Raw genomic sequence first — 19,103 nt, 5'->3', positions numbered from 1 at the left:
TGCAATCGGAGCGCAACGCAGGAGTGAACCATGCTCTTACAACGTATTTTTGCCTCGGTGTTGCTACTGGCCTGCGTCGGTCTGGCGCTGATGGCCTGGCCCTATCAGGCAGCTTTTTCCTACGAACCCGTTGGCCCACGCGCCTTCCCGCTATTGATGCTGGGCCTGATGGGGCTGGGCCTGATCTACATGATTTTTCGCCCGACGCCGGTGGTTCACAGCGAAGAAGACCCGCAACTGGATCGCGACACCCTGACCAAGATCGCCGTGTGTGTCGTACTGCTGCTGATCTTTGCAGGCACCTTCGAATCCCTGGGTTTTATCCTCAGCAGCCTGCTGATCGGCATTCCGATGGCACGCCTGTATGGCGGACGCTGGCTGCCCAGTGTCGTAATCATCAGCGTGATGAGCGTCGGCCTTTATCTGTTGTTTGATAAAGCCATGGACGTTCCACTGCCCCTCGGCCTGCTCGACGTACTGGAGAACTGATATGGACACTTTTGGCTATCTGGGCCAGGGTTTCGGGGTCGCGCTCAGCCCCTATAACCTGGTCACTGCGCTGTGCGGGACGTTGATCGGTACGGTCGTTGGTTTGTTGCCTGGCCTTGGCCCCATCAACGGGGTCGCGCTGTTAATCCCGATTGCATTTGCACTGGGCCTGCCGCCAGAGTCCGCACTCATCCTGCTGGCTGCGGTGTACCTGGGGTGTGAATACGGCGGGCGGATCAGCTCGATCCTGCTGAATATCCCCGGCGAAGCGTCAACCGTCATGACCACCCTCGACGGCTACCCAATGGCCCGCAAAGGCTTGGCGGGGGTGGCCCTGTCGCTGTCCGCGTGGAGTTCGTTCATCGGCGCCTTTATCGCGACCTGCGGCATGGTGCTGTTCGCGCCACTGCTCGCCAAGTGGGCGATTGCATTCGGGCCTGCCGAGTATTTCGTGCTGATGGTCTTTGCGATTGTCTGCCTGGGCGGGATGGCGGGTGACCGCCCCCTGAAAACCTTTATCGCAGCGTTGATCGGCTTGTTTCTTTCTTGTGTAGGGATCGATGCCAACAGCGGGGTGTACCGTTTCACCGGCGACAGTATCCACCTGACTGACGGCATTCAGTTCGTGGTCCTGGTGTTGGGCTTGTTCTCCATCAGCGAAATTCTGTTGCTGCTGGAAAAGACCCACCGAGGCCAGGAGGCGGTAAAAGCCACAGGACGCATGATGTTTAACCTCAAAGAAGCGTCTGCGGTGTTTGTCGTGAATATCCGCTGCGGGCTCTTGGGCTTCATCATGGGCGTGCTACCGGGTGCAGGCGCGACGTTGGCCAGTGCTGTGGCCTATATGACCGAGAAGCGCATGGCTGGCGCTACCGGCACATTTGGTCAGGGTGACATGCGCGGCCTGGCGGCACCTGAAACGGCCATCGGCGCCTCGGCGTGTGGCGCACTGGTCCCCATGCTGACCCTCGGCGTGCCGGGTTCTGGCACCACGGCGGTGATGATCGGCGCCTTGTCGCTCTACAACATCACGCCCGGCCCACTGCTGTTCCAGCAGCAGCCGGATATCGTGTGGGGCCTGATCGCCTCGCTGTTTATCGCCAACATCATGCTGGTGATCCTCAACATCCCGATGATCCGTATCTTCACGCGCATTTTGTCGGTGCCGAACTGGGCGCTGGTGCCTGTGATTGCCATCATTACCGCGATTGGCGTGTACGCGGTGCATGCGACCACCTTTGACCTCTTCCTGATGATCGGCATTGGCATCTTCGGTTACATCCTGCGCAAGCTCGACTTCCCGCTGTCACCCGTGTTGCTCGGCTTCATTCTGGGCGGCCTGATGGAACAGAATTTGCGCCGGGCACTGTCAATTTCCAATGGTGCGCTGGAAATCTTGTGGTCCAGCCCGATCACGCTGGGTGTTTGGGTACTGACGGTCGTGATGTTACTACTGCCCATCGTGCGAATCTGGCGCAAGCGCAACGCTCAACGGCGCGCGCTGGCCAATGCCTGACAGCCGTTTCAAACAATGGTGGGGGACGCCGCTGGTCGGGTTTACCGGCGGTTACCTGGCCAGCCTGATCGGCTGGCCGTTGCCCTGGATGGTCGGCTCATTGCTGGCAATCATCCTGGTACGTTGCCTGACACCCTGGCAATTGGCCGAAATTCCCGGCGGCAGAAAATGCGGGCAATGGCTGATCGGCATCGGCATCGGCCTGCACTTCACTGCGCAGGTCATGGAACAGGTGCTCGCGCATTTCTGGCTGATTTTTTTTGGCGCACTGCTCACCAGCGTGTCGAGCATCATTAATGTGTGGATCATGCGCCGCAGCGGTGAAGATCGCGCCACAGCGTTTTTCTCCAGTATGCCGGGGGGCTCTGGCGAAATGGTTAACCTGGGCGCACGCAATGGCGCCGTCCTGAGCAGCGTGGCCGCAGGCCAAAGTCTGCGCGTGCTGAGCGTCGTGCTCTGCGTACCCGCCGCCTTCACCTATGTGCTGGAAGACGGCCCACCCACCTTGCTGGCGGCCCCGGTTGATTATTTTTGGCTTGCCCTGTTGCTTCCGGCAGGCGCATTGCTGGCCTGGATCTGGCAACGATTGCGCCAGCCGAACCCTTGGTTGTTCGGCCCGCTGCTTATCAGCGCTGGCGTCAGTATCCTGTGGAACTTGCACATCGGCCTTCCTCAAGGCAGCAGCCAGGCTGCCCAATGGCTGATCGGCAGCGGCCTGGGCTGTCACTTTAACCGCGAGTTCTTTCGCCGAGCCCCTTCTTTTATCGGCCGCACCCTCTTGGGCACCGCGTTAACAATGTTGATCGCCAGTGCATGCGCTGCAGGGTTAAGCACCCTCACTCAATTAGACCTGCGCTCCATGACATTGGGCATGATGCCGGGTGGCATCGCGGAAATGAGCCTTACTGCCGAGGTATTACAGCTCTCTGTACCTCTGGTTACCGCATTGCAAGTGATGCGCCTGCTGTTTGTGTTGTTTCTGGCCGAACCCTTGTACCGATACTGGGCAAGCAATAAGGCCTGAGCTTCTAGAAACGCACGCTTCATGTAGGAAAATATACTCAATGTAAGAATGAGTCTTACAGCTTTATTACATTGAGCACCAGGCACTCAACATTTATTGTGAAGTTCAATTCCTTCAGCAGTGCGGGCCTTCAAATGAAACAGGACGAGTTAAACCCATCGTTGTCACGCAACAATGATTACGCCACCTGCATCCCTAAAACCACAGCGCGCGAACAACAAATCCTGCAATGCTGTGCCAAGGGTATGACCTCCGCAGAGATTGCCAAAGTCATGCACCGATCAGTAAGCACTATCAACTTTCATTTTTTTAACTTACGAACAAAGTTCGGAACCCACTCCCGCCACGCGGCAGTATTAAAGGCACTGCAACTCGGCATCCTGTAACACTGTCACAACGCAAACAAAGGTCCACTCACAATACACACCCATACATTAATTTAACGAAAACCATTAAAACGATGTTCTGAGAATCTGCCTCTTCACGACCAAGGAGCGTCCCGACATGACCCTCGAGCATGTAACTTATTTAATTAATAAATACGTTGAACTGTTCCTGCCTGTGCTGGAAAACATGATCAACAATGAAATGTTTTGGGGGGCATGCCTGGGTGGATGGCTCGTGGCAAGTTCACGCAGCAACAAGAACGTATTCAAAAAAATAGTGAGCTTTTTACTCAGCGCCAGTGTGGGGTATTTATTTTCACCGGTAGCGTTACTTTACCTGCCCGTCATTCCTCCAGGGGTATGCGGGTTTATATGTGCCCTGGTGGTAATCCCCCTCAGCCGAAAACTGACTGACTGGATTCAGGTGACCGATATTGTCGACCTGATACGGCGGTTACGAGGGGGAAAGTAATCCGATGGGCTGGACTGACTACTCCACGCGCTGTGACAAAATCTCTATGCGCTCCGTCAAACCCTGCACGTGTTGACGATCCTGCATAGCGCTCAGCGCCAACCCTTGGTTAAAGGTATTCAACGCGCGGTACAGTTTTAAGACCTTAAACTCACTGGCATTAAATACGTCATTTTCTGACGCTGACTGATAGCAATTCGACAGCAGCATGGGACCGCGACCATTGAATAACCAATCCAGAGAAACATCATGTTTCTCTGCCAGCTCTATGCAGTGCGCATAGGGAATTTTTGAGCGCCCTTTCCAGGTGCTCAGCGTTTGAGGGCTAACCCCCATGGCGCCTGAAAGATCAGAGTCCGTTTTGACGTCGAATACTTGTTTCAACCTAAAAAGTACTTCAATTGATTTCTTGTTACTCATTTTGAATAATCCAAATTTGACTCAGCGCGATTTTGCTTCAATATCTACTCACATTGAGTACTTCAAAATTATTAAAAAATTGCAACCTTATAAATATTTCGAAAATGACAACACCAACTCCCCCCTCGCACAAACCGCTTTACGCTACAAAAATCACAACACATACAAAAACAAATCAAACGTCCTACAAGCCAATAATAAAAAACTTACTTAATTCTGGAACCATTCTTTAAAACTAGTTCCGACACTCACTCATCGAGATCAAAGGAGTGGTCTTTTCTATACGCGTGCCAACAACGACTGGCACTTAACAACGTTTAATCGGAGTCACTCATGAGCACCTATAAAATGGTTTGCCCACATTGCTTAAGCAAAATGCGGATTCGCACCAGTGAAGGTCGACATATTTTTTTACGTGTTGCCTATTTGCAATGCACCACCGAAGCCTGTGGCTGGTCTGTCCGAGCTGAATTCGAAATGACCCATGAGCTATCACCCAGCGGGATGCCCAACCCTGATGTACGTCTTCCGCATGTCGATCAGGACCTGCGTCGCGCAGCTATTCAGAACGTCGATATCACGTCTGGAGTAACACCATGACGGCGGCCTATTCAACCGAAGATGATGAGCAACAGATACAAGCATCGGCATTGAGTTACCTGCGCAAGTTTCAACCGATGCACCCGGAAAACGATCAAATTTTATTTTGTAAAACCGTTAACTATCTGATCAGTGCATATGCCCTTAGCATTCCGACAGCACAGAAACTGGTCAGCCGTGCGTACGGTGAACTCAAGATAAATGATGAGCGGTGCCGGCTGGATTTGGGCGCCAGTACTGAACATCTGGCCGTTATTACAGATCCTGAAAACGGAATGACGTGGGCCGTACCGATTAAAGCCATTGTAGATAGAGTCATTGAGGCACCCGACAATTGTCGAATGCGACTGGTGTAATTCGCGCTAACTTCAAAGGTTATTACTTACACACCAGGCGTCACACCTGGTGTGTCATGTCGTGGGCATCTGACCACTCAATTCACTCGTCGCTGATCAATCGGCGGGTAATGTCCAATGAATGGGCGTTAAACCGTTTTGCGTTAGAAACTTGTTGGTGCGGCTAAAATGTCCGTTCCCAATAAAGCCTCGGTAAGCCGATAGCGGCGAAGGATGCACAGAGGTCAGCACCAAATGCTTAGTGGCATCAATCAGTTTTTGTTTGCTCTGCGCATGTGCCCCCCACAGCAGAAACACCAACTTGGGCTGCGTTTCGCTGACGACCTGGATAATCCGGTCGGTGAAGTGCTCCCAGCCTTTTTTGGCGTGAGAAGCCGCGTTCGCGCGCTCCACTGTCATGGTTGTGTTGAGCAGCAACACCCCCTGATCGGCCCATGACTGCAAACAGCCATGCGAAGGAATATCGATGTTCAAATCACGTTTGAGTTCTTTATAGATGTTGACCAGCGAAGGGGGCGCAGGCACGCCGCGCTGCACCGAAAAACACAACCCATGAGCCTGACCCGGGCCATGGTAAGGGTCCTGCCCCAGAATCACGACTTTGACCTTGTCCAACGGCGTTGAATTCAGAGCATTGAAAATCAGGGGCCCCGGCGGATAAATTTCTTTGCCCGCAGCATGCTCCTGACGCAGGAATTCACGCAGCTCGCCCATATAGGGTTTTTCGAACTCCTCGCGCAACGCTTGCTTCCACAGAGGTTCAAGTTTTATACGGTCGTCCAGCGTCATGGCTACATCTCGAAAAACAATGGTGCGGACACTAAAAAAGCCCACCCGCCTTGTCAATGCAATCAGGCAAGTATGTCGCTGATGGCAATCAAGGCTGACCAACTGCTGTATAAAGAGCGACCAGCCCCTTCGGTTTTACTGGACTTGCCATGTCAACACCCGCTCTGTGCCCCGCCTGCGGCGCCAGCAATGATTGCTCGATGGTCAGCAACAACGAAGTGCCGACAAACGCATGTTGGTGTTTTGGCGTCACCCTCGATCCCTGCGTCATTGAGGCTTTGCCTGCCGAACTGCGCCATGCGGCCTGTCTATGCCCGCGGTGCGCCGGTGTGCTTGAACAACTTCCCGCAACGATTCCCGACGCCAGCCGTTAAGATACCCGCCGGGTTTTCATGTGATCGATGGCTATGCGTTTAGACCGTTTCCTCAGTAACTTGCCGCAATTCAACCGCAAGCAGGTGCGCCTGTTGCTGATCGAGAAGCGCGTTCAGGTCGATGACCGGATCATCAGCGATCCTCATCATGAGGTGCGGGCCTTCAGTCGAGTTGAGTGCGACGGGCAATTGCTGCAAGTCGGCAAACCCGCGCGGTATTTCATGCTGCACAAGCCGCCCGGCTGCGTCAGCGCCACCCAAGACCCGCACCATCCCACCGTGCTCGACTTGCTGGACGAGCCGGACAAGGACGACCTGCATATCGCCGGACGCTTGGACTTTAATACCAGCGGCTTGATGCTGATTACCAACGATGGGCACTGGTCACGTCAGGTGACGCAACCTGAAACCAAGCTGCCCAAGGTGTATTACGTCGAAACAGAGGATGTGATAACCGACGCGTATGCCGTCACGTTCAAACAAGGTATTTATTTCGCATTTGAAGACCTGACCACCCAGCCAGCCCAATTGCACCTGCTTGGCCCACGTTGTGCCCGGCTGAGTATCGTTGAGGGCCGCTATCATCAGGTCAAACGCATGTTCGGCTACTTCAACAACAAGGTTGTGCGCTTGCACCGCGAGCGCATTGGGTCGCTGAACCTTGATGAACAGCTGGCGCCAGGCCAATACCGCGCACTGACAGCGCAAGAAGTCGAATTGTTTTGAGACCGCATCCGCCTGACGCATGACCAGTGCCGACACGATTGACTGTCACATTCCGGGCCCACTCTAGGATTGACCGACACTCGATTCGCTGGAGTCCGACGCCATGAAGCCTGAAATCGCCGTGCTGGATATTCAAGGTCAGTACCGAATCCATACCGAGTATTACCGATCCGACTCGGCACACAGCACGATCATCCTGGTTAACGGGTCGATGTCCACAACAGCCTCATTTGCCCAGACAGTCAAGAATCTGCATCCCGCGCTGAATGTCGTGCTGTATGACCAACCTTATGCCGGTCAGTCAAAAGCCCACAACCCTCATCAGTCCCTGTTGACCAATGAACGTGAAGCGCAGGTGTTGCTGGAATTGATCGAGCACTTTAACGCCCGTTACGTGTTGTCGTTTTCGTGGGGCGGACTGGTTGCATTGGCGGCCCTGGCTGAACAACCACGGCGTATAGAGAAGGCCGTGATCAGTTCGTTCTCACCCGCGATCAATACAGCCATGCAGGATTATCTGGAACGGGGTCGTCAGGGGCTGGCTACGGGCGACGGCACCCTGCTGGGCCATCTGGTTAACGACACACTGGGCAAGCATTTGCCCCACCTGTTCAAACGCTTCAACTTTCGTCACATCAGCACCCTTGCCGATCATGAATACGCGCAAATGCACTTCCACATCGATCATTTGCTCAGCAGTGATCACGCGAGTCGGCTCAAGGCCGCTGAACGCATTGATATCCCGGTGTTATTCATCAATGGCGAATGGGACGAATACACCGCAGCAAAAGACGCGCGACAATTCGCCCGGCCGATCAACCAGAGCCAGTTCGTGATCGTGGATAACACCGGGCATTTTCTGGACATGGAGCACAAGTGCGCCAGTCACCACACAAAAAACGCCGTACTGAACTTCCTCAACGCTGAGCAGCACCTTTCATTGGCAGGCTGAGTAATGCCACCATCGGGTGAATGCGCAAAGGCGTGAGTCACGGAAAAACAATTAAAACTTCTCATCCGCGCCGGCTTCTGGTACAAAGTCAGCCGCTCTGAGCGGGTGTCGTATAATGGCATTACTCCAGCTTCCCAAGCTGATAACGAGGGTTCGATTCCCTTCACCCGCTCCACTTCTTCTTTGCGCTTTCAGTCTTCAGAAAGCGACATGTCTGTACAGTACCTTCTTACACCGCCCGACCACTTTTCTTCACGCTGTACATCACCGTATCGGCATGGTGCAACAATTGCTGCGCGACCTCTCCGTGATCCGGGTAGACCGCCACCCCAATGCTGGGCAGCACATGCAAGGTATGGCCCTCGATAAGTAATGGCTGACCGAGGTTCAGGCAAATTTTCTGCGACACAATCTGTGCATGGTCCGGATGCTTGAGGTTATCCAGCACGACCACGAACTCATCCCCGCTCATCCTCGCCACCGTGTCGCTTTCACGTACGCAATGTTTCATGCGCCTGGCAATCTGCTGCAGCAGGCAATCGCCGATGCCGTGTCCATATTGATCATTGATCTGCTTGAAATGATCCAGATCGACATACAACACGCCGACAAATCCGTGCTCTCGCCTCGCTTTGGCCAATGCCCGGTCGAGCCGTTCATACAGTGATTCGCGGTTGTAAAGTTGTGTCAGGGGATCGTACTGCGCCAAGTACTGCAAGCGGGCATGTAATTGCTTGCGCTCAATCGCTGCAGCCACTTGAGTCGACACATATTGCAGCAGCTCTTGATGCTGCTCGGTATAGCGCTCTTGGCCCAGCGAGCTTTTAACCAGCAGCGCGCCAATAATGCCCTTTTGCGTCGCCAGCGGCACACACAGCCTCGAAGGCGCATCCGGCAAACTGTGCAACATCGGTTGCCCGGTACGAATAACGTGCTCACTTAACTCAAGGGCTTCATTTTTTTGCCGTTGCGGGTGGTCATCCACGTGATAGGGAAAGCTCAACGTACCTTGAGCCTGATCCCACAAGGCCACGGAGAAATTCAACGCGGGCAGCCATTGCCCGATGAGCAGGTGCACGCGCTTGAAAAGCTGCATCAAATCTTCAGCACCATGGGCTGCCTCAGAGATATCAAACAACGCTTGCTGCCTCGATTCGGCGTGCTTGCGCTCGGTAATGTCACGCGCAACGGCGATGCGCATCTGCCAGGTCTCGGACCAGCGGGCAGACCACAATATATGCACGATCCGGCCGTCTTTGTGCAGGTAGCGATTTTCAAAATTAAGTTTGGGCTCGCCCCCCATGACCTCCTGAGCCGCTTGCAACGTGCGCGCTCGATCAGCGTGCAACACCAGCTCAATCATGTACGTTCCGATCAGTTCATCCTGGGTGTACCCGAAGATGCGCTCGCAGGCAGCACTTACAAAGATAAAACGCCCCTGACGGTCCACCACGCACACGGCATCAAGCAACAGGTCGATGAAACTGGATTGAGAAAGGTAGCTTTTAATATCCATTGGGCAGCTCTAAGCCAGAAGGTAAAACCTCACACTCCATCCTCTTCACACACCACTTCCCCCGGCTGTTTCCTTGCAGCTCAGGTCACACCAGACTCAACCATAAACCGGGTAATGCATGCGCCAATGCGCTGACCGCAAACCCGATGAACATGACGCCACACAAACGCGTAATCAGTAATTGATGGCGCTGATACAGCGCGCGAACGTGTCCGGCCCCGACAATCCCGACCAGAATGGCATAGGCCGCCGCTCCGCCCACGAAACTGAGGGCAATTAACCACGGCAACATCGCCCAAGTGAGCAACTCGGCGCGACTGGAAAGCAAGGCCGTGAACGTAGCAACGGCAACGGGATAGGCTTTGGGGTTGGTCAAGCCGAAGAAAATGCCGTGGGCAAAAGGCTGGCGGGCAGGACCCTGCTGCGCCCCGCTGCCAGGCTGTGCACGCACGGCACGCAAGCCCAGCCAGAAAAGGTAGAGGCCGCTGAGCAAACCCAGGACGTTGAATGCGGTACTGCCAAACTCCCGGGCACCGACAATGGCGACCAGTGCGGTGCTGCACCAAATCACATCGCCCAGCAGATGCCCGCACAAGAAACCCGCACCCGCGCGGCGACCACGGGCAGCGCCGATGCCAAACACTGCCAAAACACCCGGCCCCGGCGTGATGCCATAAATGAAGCCCGAGGCCAGTACTGCCAACAACAACGAAGGTGTCATGCAAAAACGCTCCAGAAATCCTGCTCACGCTCTCCAAGTGCCCATGAGGCCGCTTGATTTTGCACGTTCTGAAACGTTATGTAACCGTATTGAGCAAAACAGTTGCTCGCCGGGTAAAACAGCTAGCGACGCCCCACCAGGTTCACCACGAGCCGATCCACCCACCCCCAGACACGTTGTTTGACGCGCCGCCATAAAGGCCGCGATTGCCACGCCTGCAAACTGACGGCCTGACTCTGGGCAAAGTCCGTGACAAAGCTTGCCGCTACGGCCTGAGTCAGCGCCGGGTCCAGCGCCTCCAGATTGGCTTCGAGGTTGAAGTGCAGGTTCCAGTGATCAAAATTGCACGAACCTATGCTGACCCATTCATCGATCAGCACCATTTTCAGGTGCAAAAAACACGGTTGGTATTCATAGATCTTTACACCCGACTTGAGCAGGCGCGGGTAATAACGATGCCCGGCATAACGTACCGAAGGGTGGTCGGTGCGGGGGCCGGTGAGCAACAAACGCACATCCACGCCCCGGTTGGCAGCCCGGCGCAGTGACCGGCGCACTTGCCAGGTCGGCAAGAAGTAAGGCGTTGCCAGCCAGATACGCTGCTGTGCGCTGTTAATAGCCCTGACCAGCGACTTCAAAATATCGCGATGCTGGTGAGCGTCCGCGTAGGCAACACGGCCCATGCCTGCGCCCATGGTGGGCACCCTGGGTAAATGAGGTAACCCGAAGTGCGTGGCGGGTTTCCAGGCTTTGCGACTGATGTTGGCGCGCCATTGGCGGTCAAACAGCATCTGCCAATCCAACACCAAGGGCCCTTGAATTTCGACCATTACTTCATGCCAGTCGCAGGTGTTGGTGTCGGGTTGCCAAAACTCATCTGTCACACCCGTACCACCGACCACGGCTAATCGTTGATCGACCAGCAACAGCTTTCGATGATCGCGATACAGATTATTCAGGCCTTTGCGCCAACTGATGCCGTTGTAGAAGCGCAGCTCTACCCCGGCATCAATCAGCCTGCGACGCAGCCCCAGGGTAAATGCCAGGCTGCCATACCCGTCGAACAGGCAACGCACGCGCACATCGCGCGCGGCGGCCTGCTCCAGCGCGACCACAATGGCCTCGGCACACGCGCCGCTTTCGACGAGATAAAGCTCAAGGTCAATGTGTGTCTGGGCGTCGGCCATCGCAGCGAGCATACGCGGGAAGAATTGCGGGCCGTCGATCAGCAACTCGAACTGATTGGCGTCGCGCCATGGAAACACTGCGCCGGCCATCTCAACGGGCCGTGAAGATCAAGACCGCACCCACCGGCACTGAAAAACTGATTGCGGACAAGCCCGCCAGTTTGCGCAGTGTTTCAAGCGCGGGCTGCAAACCGAAATCCTCGGCCTGCACCACCAGCGGTTCCAGCGTTACCACTTGAAACCGGTGTTCATCCAGGCGGGTGGCCAGCAGCTCAGCATCATAGGTGTGCTGTTTGCCACGCAAGCTGACCGTGACCGGCAAACGCAGCTCAAACTGTGCGCCCGGCGCCAGGTCGTTAATCGGTTGAAGGTCAATTTGCGCAGTGATTTGTGCTTCAGGAAAGTGCTTGAAATCGAACAACACATCACGCATGCGCTCGTCCAGCAACGGCACCGCGCTGTTGATCGAATCCATCTCGATCCTCAATTGCGCCAGCCCTTTGCGATCTACTTTGCCGTGCAAAACCAAAAAACGATGCACATTGGCAACGTTGGCATTTTGCGTGGTGATAAACGATAGCCGCGACGACTCGCCATCCAGGTACCAATTGGCTTGCGCGGACAGGCTTACGCCCAGGGTCAGCAAGATCGCGCACACAGAAGACAAACACGCTTTAAACATAAGAACTCTTCAGCAATTAGACGTGGGCGAACATTACCCCGAGCCGGGGCACATGCAAGCGATGCGAGGGATTTTTTTAGCTTATGGGGTAGGACGCCAGCCGACTCCAACAGTTCATCAGGCGCAGAGCGGCGCAGCGTCTGTCATGCAAGCATCACCCAATTGTCATGGCGATGACATTGCACCTGCCTAGCCTGACGTTGCACCCCTCAGTCGATTGGCAGTCACCCTCGGCGGGCACAGGCCTGCATGGAGATTCGCAATGTCTCAAATCGCCCGCATTCGCGACACCGCTCAAGAACGACGCCTGCAGGCCGAACGCCTGATCGGCCCCGAAGCGTTGCGCGAGGCACAGGCCCTGCGTTTCCGGGTATTCAGTGATGAGCTCAAGGCCAAGCTGAAAGGAGAAGAAGGCGGCCTCGATCAGGACGACTTCGACAGGCATTGCGCACACATCGGCGTGCGCGATCTGAACAGCGGCCATCTGGTCGCCACCACGCGGCTGCTGGACCACACGGCGGCCCGCAGTATCGGGCACTTTTACAGCGAAGAAGAATTCAACCTGCACGGGCTGGCGCACCTGCAGGGGCCAGTCCTTGAAATCGGGCGAACCTGCGTCGACCTTGCCTACCGAAATGGCGGGACCATCGCCGTGCTGTGGGGCGAATTGGCGGAAGTCCTCAACCAGGGCAATTACTGTTACCTGATGGGCTGCGCGAGCATCCCGATGCAGGACGGAGGCGTTCAAGCCCACGCCATCATGCAGCGCTTGCGTGAACGTTACCTGTGCACGGAACACCTACGCGCCGAGCCGAAAAATCCGATTCCTAAACAGGAAATACCCACCAACGTCATCGCCGAAATGCCACCACTGCTCAAGGCTTATATGCGTTTGGGAGCGAAAATATGCGGCGAACCTTGCTGGGATGAGGACTTCCAGGTGGCAGATGTATTCATTTTGCTTAAACGAGACGAGCTGTGCCCGCGTTACGCCCGACACTTCAAGGCGGCCATGTAATGGGCCGCATACGCCGTTATGGCCGAATGATCCGCGTATTGAGCGTAGTGGGTCTGGGGCTGGGCATGGCCAGCGTGTTTGCCATGATGGAACGCCTGAAACTCTCCAGTACCCAGCACAGGCGCCAGTGCTGGTCGCAGTTTTTCATGGCGCGCCTGAGCAATGCCCTGCCCTTTCGCATCAAAGTGTTCGGCCAGTTACCGGACGCCTCGATGCTGTGGGTCAGCAACCATGTGTCATGGACCGACATCGCCCTGCTCGGCCAATTGACGCCACTGTCATTTTTGTCGAAAGCCGAGGTGCGCGGCTGGCCAGTCGCAGGATGGCTGGCCGTCAAGGCTGGCAGTCTGTTTATCCGGCGCGGTGCTGGCGACAGCCAATTGATCCGCCAACAGATGAGTCACCATTTGAGTCAGGGCTTGCCGCTGCTGATGTTTCCCGAGGGCACCACGACGGATGGCCGCTGCGTACGCACGTTCCATGGCCGACTGCTGTCAGCGGCCATCGACAGCGGCGCGCACCTGCAACCTGTAGCGATTCGTTATCTGCGTGAAGGCACGACTGACCCGATTGCGCCCTTTATAGGCAATGACGATTTGCTATCGCATCTGAGGCGGTTGTTCAGTCACGACACGGCTGACGTGGAGATCCACCTGCTCGAACCCATAGCGTGCCTGCATCAGGAACGGGCAGTCCTCGCTTTCCGTGCGCAACAAGCCATCGAACGCGTGCTCGCGGCCCCCCCCACAGACGGGGCCTGCGAGTACAGCCCAGGCGGGTTTGTTACTGCATCGCTAACTCAAGGCGCGGTCACCCGCTCAGCGGCTCAGCGGCTCAGCGCATGAGCGGCGTAAGCCTGTAGCTCAGGGTAGAACGCTCGAAAGTCTTGGCTTAAAGGCTGATACAGCGCATCCAGGTCCTGCATGGCACCCGCCAATTCCTGAGGGCGCGACAGGCGTTGGGCAATCCCGGTAAATACCCGTCCCAACGTTTGATAGTCCCGATAAGAACCCAACCAGTCATGAGCTGCCATGTGCGGGGCAATGACGGCCAATCGACCGGGCAACTGCGGCTCGGCACCCAGCACACGATAAAACCCCGCCGTGAAGCGCTCCAGCGGCACGTCGGCATAGTGCCCCCAATCGCGGGCCAGGCAATGGTCGAAGAACACGTCGAGAACGATGCCTGCATACCGCCGCCGCGTGCGACTAAACCGCGCCAGAGCCTGAGTCACCAGCGGGTGAGCGTCGGTGAAGGCATCGATGTTGCGGTGCAACTGAATGCCGGACTCAATCCCCGGCCTGAATTCGCCTTGCAGCGGTCCTTTGACAAAGTCGCCATACAGGCTGCCGAGTAATTCTTCAGGGCGCTGGCCGCCAAGGTGCAGATGTGCGAGATAATTCATGGCGCGCAGTTTAGCACTGCACCTCCAATATCGTTATAACCCGATATACCGATTTGTACTGATATCAGATCAAAATCATATTTGTATATCGCGATATTACGATTTAAAGTTCGCTTCATCGCGATATAACGTTGTAACTCATTGAGCACTGCCACCATGAACATCGACCTCGACGAAATAATAAAAGCGCTGGCACACCCAGTACGCCGAGAAATCCTTCACCTGCTTAAAGAACCGGAAAAATCATTTCCCGATCAACTGCACTCCACCGAGCACGGAGTGTGCGCAGGTCAATTTGACCAGCACTGCGGCCTGTCTCAGTCAACGGTGTCAGCACACCTGGCAACGTTACAACGCGCTGGCCTGATTACTAGCCAAAAGCACGGCCAATGGCACTTTTTCAAACGTAACGAAGACACCATCCGAGCCTTCCTCGAACAATTCAACCAAACGCTTTAACAAGGATTTTCATGCCCCTCTCGCTCCTTATCCTGGCGCTCAGTGCCTTCGCTATCGGGACCACTGAGTTCGTCATCATGGGCTTGTTGCCCGATGTCGCTGCCGACCTTGGTGTGTCCATTCCCGGTGCTGGCTGGCTGGTAACCGGTTACGCGTTGGGCGTGGCCATCGGCGCGCCGTTCATGGCGCTGGCGACTGCCAAACTGCCACGCAAGGCCGCGCTGGTGGCATTAATGGGCATTTTTATCGTCGGCAACCTGCTGTGCGCAGTGGCCAGCGATTACAACGTACTGATGTTTGCCCGCGTAGTCACAGCACTTTGCCATGGCGCTTTTTTCGGCATTGGCTCGGTCGTGGCCGCGGGGCTGGTGCCAGCCAACAAACGCGCCTCTGCCGTCGCCCTGATGTTCACCGGTCTGACACTGGCAAACGTGCTGGGCGTGCCCTTGGGTACCGCGCTGGGGCAAGCCGCTGGATGGCGCTCGACATTCTTCGCCGTCACCGTCATCGGTGTGGTCGCACTGATTGGCCTGATCCGTTTCTTGCCAACCAGGCGTGACGAAGAAAAACTCGACATGCAAGCAGAGCTCAGAGCGCTCAAAGGCGCTGGCATCTGGCTGTCCCTGAGCATGACCGCTTTGTTTGCGGCGTCGATGTTCACCCTGTTCACTTACGTGGCGCCGTTACTGGGCGACGTTACTGGCGTGTCACCGCGGGGCGTGACCTGGACCCTGCTACTGATCGGTCTTGGCCTCACCGTCGGCAATATTATCGGCGGCAAACTGGCTGACAAGCGGCTGGCGGCCACACTGATTGGCGTCTTCATCGCCATGGCCGTGATATCGACTGTCCTGACCTGGACCAGCGTGGCCGTGATTCCAACCGAAATCACCTTGTTCCTCTGGGCCACCGCCTCGTTTGCGGCCGTACCGGCGCTGCAAGTCAACGTCGTGACGTTCGGCAAAGCCGCCCCCAATCTGGTTTCAACCCTGAACATCGGCGCATTCAACATCGGTAACGCATTGGGAGCCTGGGTAGGCGGCAGCGTGATAGCCCACGGCTTCGGCCTGACCAGCGTGCCGCTGGCTGCCGCAGCGCTGGCGGTCCTGGCGTTGTTGGTGACCCTGATTACTTTTCGCCAGGGCGGTAATCCCGAACTGGCCACTGCCACACACTGATACGAGAGGTTACAGACATGACCACCCTTTTCGACCCCATCAAACTGGGCGAGCTGGAACTGCCCAACCGCATCATCATGGCGCCGCTGACCCGCTGCCGCGCCGATGAAGGCCGCGTACCCAATGCGCTGATGGCTGAATACTACGTACAACGTGCCTCCGCTGGCCTGATCCTCAGCGAGGCAACGTCAGTGACACCGATGGGCGTTGGCTACCCGGACACTCCGGGAATCTGGTCTGACGCTCAGGTACGTGGCTGGACCAATATCACGAAAGCACTGCATCAAGCGGGCGGGCGCATCTTCCTGCAACTGTGGCACGTGGGGCGCATCTCCCACCCCACCTATTTGAACGGCGATACGCCGGTTGCACCGAGCGCTATTGCTGCTAAAGGCCATGTCAGCCTGGTGCGTCCGAAAGTTGATTTCCCCACGCCGCGTGCACTGGAAACAGCAGAGATTGCCGATATTGTCGAGGCGTACCGTACCGGTGCTGAAAACGCCAAGGCCGCTGGGTTTGATGGCGTCGAGATTCACGGCGCCAATGGGTATTTGCTCGATCAGTTCCTGCAGAGCAGCACGAACAAGCGCACGGATCAGTACGGCGGTTCAGTGGAAAACCGTGCCCGCCTGCTGCTGGAAGTGACTGACGCCGCTATCAGCGTCTGGGGACCGGGTCGTGTGGGTGTGCACTTGTCGCCTCGGGCAGACCTGCACGATATGGGCGATGAGAACCTGGCTGAAACCTTTGGCTATGTCGCACGGGAACTGGGCAAACGCGGTATCGCATTCATCTGCTCACGTGAAGCAGAAGGTCCCGACAGCCTGGGCCCGCAATTGAAAGAGGCCTTTGGCGGCCCTTACATCGCTAATGAGCGTTTTACCCAAGACAGCGCCAACGCATTGCTGGCTGCTGGCAAAGCAGACGCCGTGGCCTTTGGCGTGCCTTACATCGCCAACCCGGACTTGCCTGAACGTTTCAAGGCGCACGCCCCGCTCAATGAGGCCCACCCGCAAACTTTCTACTCCCATGGACCGGAAGGCTACATCGACTACCCGACGTTGTAAGCCGCCCAAGCGTATTGCGACTTTAGGTACGCCATAAAAAACGCCCAAGGCCTGATTGACCTTGGGCGTTTTGCTTTTAATAAGGGGGGTAACACGCAGACATGGTTCACAGAGTGCAAACGTCCGTCTATGGCATTGATACCAGATAAAAAAGGGGCGGTTTGACCCGCCCACATTTATTCCCTAATCCCTTTTTTCCCTTTCATCATCCTGATGAATCGCGTCCTGCGATGTCCTTCAACGTCCATCCTTGAGCGCTGTATCGATCCGTCGATACAGTTCTGATATTAGAGATTTCCAAACTTGCTGCAAGCACACCAGATATAGATTTTTATTACACGGCCGAACCCGAATAAACAGAAAATACTATTAATATCAGATAGTTAAATATTAAACAGCGTAAGAAAATCTGATCACTCAACCTTTCACCAACCTTTCACTTACAAAAAGAGTAAGTAATGGCTTACAAAACAGCGAACCAAAAAACCATTTTTTCCGCTGACACTTCACTTCAAATACCAAAGTCTTAGACCTCCGCGGGAAATGCATGCCATAACTAGTGACTTTTTCCTACCGATAGAGGTGATAAAGAGATCCACTCCACTCCGAATGTCCATGAACATAACGAGTGTGACGCATAAAAAAACCCCGGCTTTTAGCCGGGGTTCTGGGTGCTACAAGACTTACTGGAACAATGATTCGCTGGAAAGTCCATTACGTTCAAGAATCTCGCGCAAGCGCTTCAATCCTTCTACCTGAATCTGGCGTACACGCTCACGCGTCAGGCCAATTTCCAGTCCTACATCTTCAAGCGTACTGCTTTCATGGCCTCGCAGCCCGAAGCGGCGAATGACCACCTCACGCTGCTTATCGGTCAGCTCCGACAGCCACTGATCAATGCTTTGCGACAAATCATCGTCCTGCAACAGTTCACAAGGATCTGTAGGACGATCATCCGTCAGGGTATCGAGCAGGGTTTTATCGGAATCAGGACCCAAAGAAACATCCACCGAGGACACTCGCTCATTGAGGCCCAGCATGCGCTTGACTTCAGCAACGGGTTTTTCGAGCAGATTGGCGATTTCTTCAGGGGAAGGTTCGTGATCGAGCTTTTGCGTCAGTTCACGCGCTGCTCGCAGATAGACGTTGAGTTCTTTAACGACATGGATCGGTAAACGAATAGTGCGGGTCTGGTTCATGATCGCCCGTTCAATCGTTTGGCGGATCCACCAGGTGGCATATGTCGAGAAGCGGAACCCGCGTTCGGGATCAAATTTCTCGACTGCCCGAATAAGGCCCAGGTTGCCCTCCTCAATCAGGTCGAGCAGCGATAGCCCACGGTTGACATAACGACGGGCAATTTTCACGACCAGCCGCAAGTTACTTTCAATCATGCGCTTACGCCCGGCCGGATCTCCGCTTTGCGACAAACGCGCAAAATGGACTTCCTCTTCGGGAGAGAGTAACGGGGAAAAACCGATTTCATTGAGATACAACTGAGTCGCATCAAGCGCCCTGGTGTAATCAATGTACTTGTGCTGCTTTAAAGCAGATGAGCTTTTGGACTTGGTACGAACTGCTGGGGTTGAAGCATCTTCTTCTGACATCGAGTCCATGACGATATCAGGGTCCATAAGGAGCACCTCATCGTCGATGTCAAACCCCGGCGCTTCTTTGTTGAGAGCCATTTTATAGTCCTTTGTTGAGTTCGACCTCAAGCTCTAGCGTCGCCTGATCCTTGGCAAAGCTGGAGCCCATTCCTTTAC

23 protein-coding genes and 1 tRNA gene are annotated in these 19,103 nt (G+C 55.4%); 16 read left to right on the top strand and 8 right to left on the bottom strand.

What is annotated here, in order from left to right:
* Window positions 1–30 precede the first annotated feature (30 nt).
* From HBN68_RS11950 to HBN68_RS11930, 5 genes are all read left to right on the top strand, one after another.
* A complete protein-coding gene (locus tag HBN68_RS11950) occupies window positions 31–489 on the top strand; it encodes a tripartite tricarboxylate transporter TctB family protein (protein ID WP_094995193.1) in 459 nt (152 codons plus the stop codon).
* A 1-nt stretch (window position 490) separates the two neighbouring features.
* Window positions 491–2,005 carry a tripartite tricarboxylate transporter permease gene (locus HBN68_RS11945; protein WP_169964214.1) on the top strand — a complete coding sequence of 505 codons (1,515 nt, stop codon included), beginning with the start codon at window positions 491–493 and terminating at the stop codon, window positions 2,003–2,005.
* Window positions 1,998–3,029, top strand: a complete 1,032-nt coding sequence (locus HBN68_RS11940; protein WP_169964212.1) for an AbrB family transcriptional regulator — start codon at window positions 1,998–2,000, stop codon at window positions 3,027–3,029. The genes HBN68_RS11945 and HBN68_RS11940 overlap by 8 nt, the downstream gene beginning before the upstream one ends.
* Before the next feature lie 134 nt (window positions 3,030–3,163).
* Window positions 3,164–3,415: a helix-turn-helix transcriptional regulator gene (locus HBN68_RS11935; RefSeq protein ID WP_169964210.1), complete on the top strand. Its 252-nt coding sequence runs from the start codon at window positions 3,164–3,166 to the stop codon at window positions 3,413–3,415.
* A gap of 118 nt (window positions 3,416–3,533) precedes the next feature.
* Complete coding sequence (locus tag HBN68_RS11930) at window positions 3,534–3,887, top strand: hypothetical protein (RefSeq protein ID WP_169964208.1); 354 nt, start codon at window positions 3,534–3,536, stop codon at window positions 3,885–3,887.
* Between the two features lie 18 nt (window positions 3,888–3,905).
* On the opposite strand, the gene HBN68_RS11925 is transcribed toward HBN68_RS11930, so the two are convergent.
* Window positions 3,906–4,307 (bottom strand): helix-turn-helix domain-containing protein, encoded by a 402-nt coding sequence (locus HBN68_RS11925; protein WP_094995188.1) that lies wholly within the window; start codon window positions 4,305–4,307, stop codon window positions 3,906–3,908.
* Between the two features lie 333 nt (window positions 4,308–4,640).
* Between HBN68_RS11925 and HBN68_RS11920 the strand changes: the two genes are divergently transcribed.
* Window positions 4,641–4,907 carry an ogr/Delta-like zinc finger family protein gene (locus HBN68_RS11920; protein WP_094995187.1) on the top strand — a complete coding sequence of 89 codons (267 nt, stop codon included), beginning with the start codon at window positions 4,641–4,643 and terminating at the stop codon, window positions 4,905–4,907.
* The gene (locus HBN68_RS11915) at window positions 4,904–5,263 is read left to right on the top strand and encodes a hypothetical protein (protein ID WP_094995186.1); all 360 of its coding nucleotides are present in this window, start codon (window positions 4,904–4,906) and stop codon (window positions 5,261–5,263) included. Before HBN68_RS11920 ends, HBN68_RS11915 begins: the two co-directional genes overlap by 4 nt.
* Window positions 5,264–5,359: 96 nt before the next feature.
* Here HBN68_RS11915 and ung read toward each other — a convergent pair whose 3' ends face one another.
* Window positions 5,360–6,052, bottom strand: coding sequence for a uracil-DNA glycosylase (gene ung, locus HBN68_RS11910; protein WP_094995185.1), 693 nt, complete (start codon window positions 6,050–6,052; stop codon window positions 5,360–5,362).
* A 149-nt stretch (window positions 6,053–6,201) separates the two neighbouring features.
* Between ung and HBN68_RS11905 the strand changes: the two genes are divergently transcribed.
* The 4 genes from HBN68_RS11905 (at window position 6,202) to HBN68_RS11890 (ending at window position 8,279) form a co-directional block, all read left to right on the top strand.
* Entirely contained in the window at window positions 6,202–6,426 is a 225-nt protein-coding gene (locus HBN68_RS11905; protein WP_169964206.1) for a cysteine-rich CWC family protein, read from the top strand.
* Between the two features lie 33 nt (window positions 6,427–6,459).
* Window positions 6,460–7,152: a pseudouridine synthase gene (locus tag HBN68_RS11900; protein ID WP_169964274.1), complete on the top strand. Its 693-nt coding sequence runs from the start codon at window positions 6,460–6,462 to the stop codon at window positions 7,150–7,152.
* A gap of 103 nt (window positions 7,153–7,255) precedes the next feature.
* A complete protein-coding gene (locus HBN68_RS11895; protein WP_094995182.1) occupies window positions 7,256–8,104 on the top strand; it encodes an alpha/beta hydrolase in 849 nt (282 codons plus the stop codon).
* A 101-nt stretch (window positions 8,105–8,205) separates the two neighbouring features.
* Window positions 8,206–8,279, top strand: a tRNA-Gly gene (locus tag HBN68_RS11890).
* Window positions 8,280–8,333: 54 nt separating this feature from the next.
* On the opposite strand, the gene HBN68_RS11885 is transcribed toward HBN68_RS11890, so the two are convergent.
* From HBN68_RS11885 to HBN68_RS11870, 4 genes are all read right to left on the bottom strand, one after another.
* The gene (locus tag HBN68_RS11885; protein WP_094992393.1) at window positions 8,334–9,620 is read right to left on the bottom strand and encodes a diguanylate cyclase; all 1,287 of its coding nucleotides are present in this window, start codon (window positions 9,618–9,620) and stop codon (window positions 8,334–8,336) included.
* Window positions 9,621–9,705: 85 nt separating this feature from the next.
* Window positions 9,706–10,341, bottom strand: a complete 636-nt coding sequence (locus HBN68_RS11880; RefSeq protein WP_094992394.1) for a LysE family transporter — start codon at window positions 10,339–10,341, stop codon at window positions 9,706–9,708.
* A gap of 122 nt (window positions 10,342–10,463) precedes the next feature.
* A complete protein-coding gene (locus HBN68_RS11875) occupies window positions 10,464–11,618 on the bottom strand; it encodes a phosphatidylserine/phosphatidylglycerophosphate/cardiolipin synthase family protein (RefSeq protein ID WP_094992395.1) in 1,155 nt (384 codons plus the stop codon).
* Window position 11,619: 1 nt separating this feature from the next.
* Window positions 11,620–12,210, bottom strand: coding sequence for a YceI family protein (locus HBN68_RS11870; protein WP_094992396.1), 591 nt, complete (start codon window positions 12,208–12,210; stop codon window positions 11,620–11,622).
* A gap of 262 nt (window positions 12,211–12,472) precedes the next feature.
* Here HBN68_RS11870 and olsB point away from each other — a divergent pair, with 262 nt between their 5' ends.
* Window positions 12,473–13,228 (top strand): L-ornithine N(alpha)-acyltransferase, encoded by a 756-nt coding sequence (gene olsB / locus HBN68_RS11865; RefSeq protein ID WP_094992397.1) that lies wholly within the window; start codon window positions 12,473–12,475, stop codon window positions 13,226–13,228.
* Window positions 13,228–14,073: a lysophospholipid acyltransferase family protein gene (locus tag HBN68_RS11860; RefSeq protein WP_169964203.1), complete on the top strand. Its 846-nt coding sequence runs from the start codon at window positions 13,228–13,230 to the stop codon at window positions 14,071–14,073. The genes olsB and HBN68_RS11860 overlap by 1 nt, the downstream gene beginning before the upstream one ends.
* Here HBN68_RS11860 and HBN68_RS11855 read toward each other — a convergent pair.
* Window positions 14,055–14,633: an ACP phosphodiesterase gene (locus tag HBN68_RS11855; RefSeq protein WP_169964201.1), complete on the bottom strand. Its 579-nt coding sequence runs from the start codon at window positions 14,631–14,633 to the stop codon at window positions 14,055–14,057. The two genes, HBN68_RS11860 and HBN68_RS11855, sit on opposite strands and share 19 nt — an antisense overlap.
* Window positions 14,634–14,789: 156 nt before the next feature.
* Here HBN68_RS11855 and HBN68_RS11850 point away from each other — a divergent pair, with 156 nt between their 5' ends.
* Genes HBN68_RS11850 through HBN68_RS11840 form a run of 3 tightly spaced genes read left to right on the top strand, consistent with a single transcriptional unit; the run spans window position 14,790 to window position 17,337 of the window.
* Window positions 14,790–15,092 (top strand): metalloregulator ArsR/SmtB family transcription factor, encoded by a 303-nt coding sequence (locus HBN68_RS11850; RefSeq protein ID WP_094992400.1) that lies wholly within the window; start codon window positions 14,790–14,792, stop codon window positions 15,090–15,092.
* 11 nt (window positions 15,093–15,103) lie between these two features.
* Window positions 15,104–16,270, top strand: a complete 1,167-nt coding sequence (locus HBN68_RS11845) for an MFS transporter (RefSeq protein ID WP_094992401.1) — start codon at window positions 15,104–15,106, stop codon at window positions 16,268–16,270.
* Between the two features lie 17 nt (window positions 16,271–16,287).
* A complete protein-coding gene (locus HBN68_RS11840) occupies window positions 16,288–17,337 on the top strand; it encodes an alkene reductase (RefSeq protein WP_094992402.1) in 1,050 nt (349 codons plus the stop codon).
* Window positions 17,338–18,020: 683 nt separating this feature from the next.
* On the opposite strand, the gene rpoS is transcribed toward HBN68_RS11840, so the two are convergent.
* The gene (gene rpoS, locus HBN68_RS11835; protein WP_094992403.1) at window positions 18,021–19,025 is read right to left on the bottom strand and encodes an RNA polymerase sigma factor RpoS; all 1,005 of its coding nucleotides are present in this window, start codon (window positions 19,023–19,025) and stop codon (window positions 18,021–18,023) included.
* Window positions 19,026–19,103: the final 78 nt, after the last annotated feature.

Source organism: Pseudomonas sp. WS 5078, from assembly GCF_012985745.1.
GTDB lineage: Bacteria > Pseudomonadota > Gammaproteobacteria > Pseudomonadales > Pseudomonadaceae > Aquipseudomonas > Aquipseudomonas lundensis_A.
Note: the sequence above shows the minus strand (reverse complement) of the source record. Positions and strands in the feature narration are given on the sequence as shown.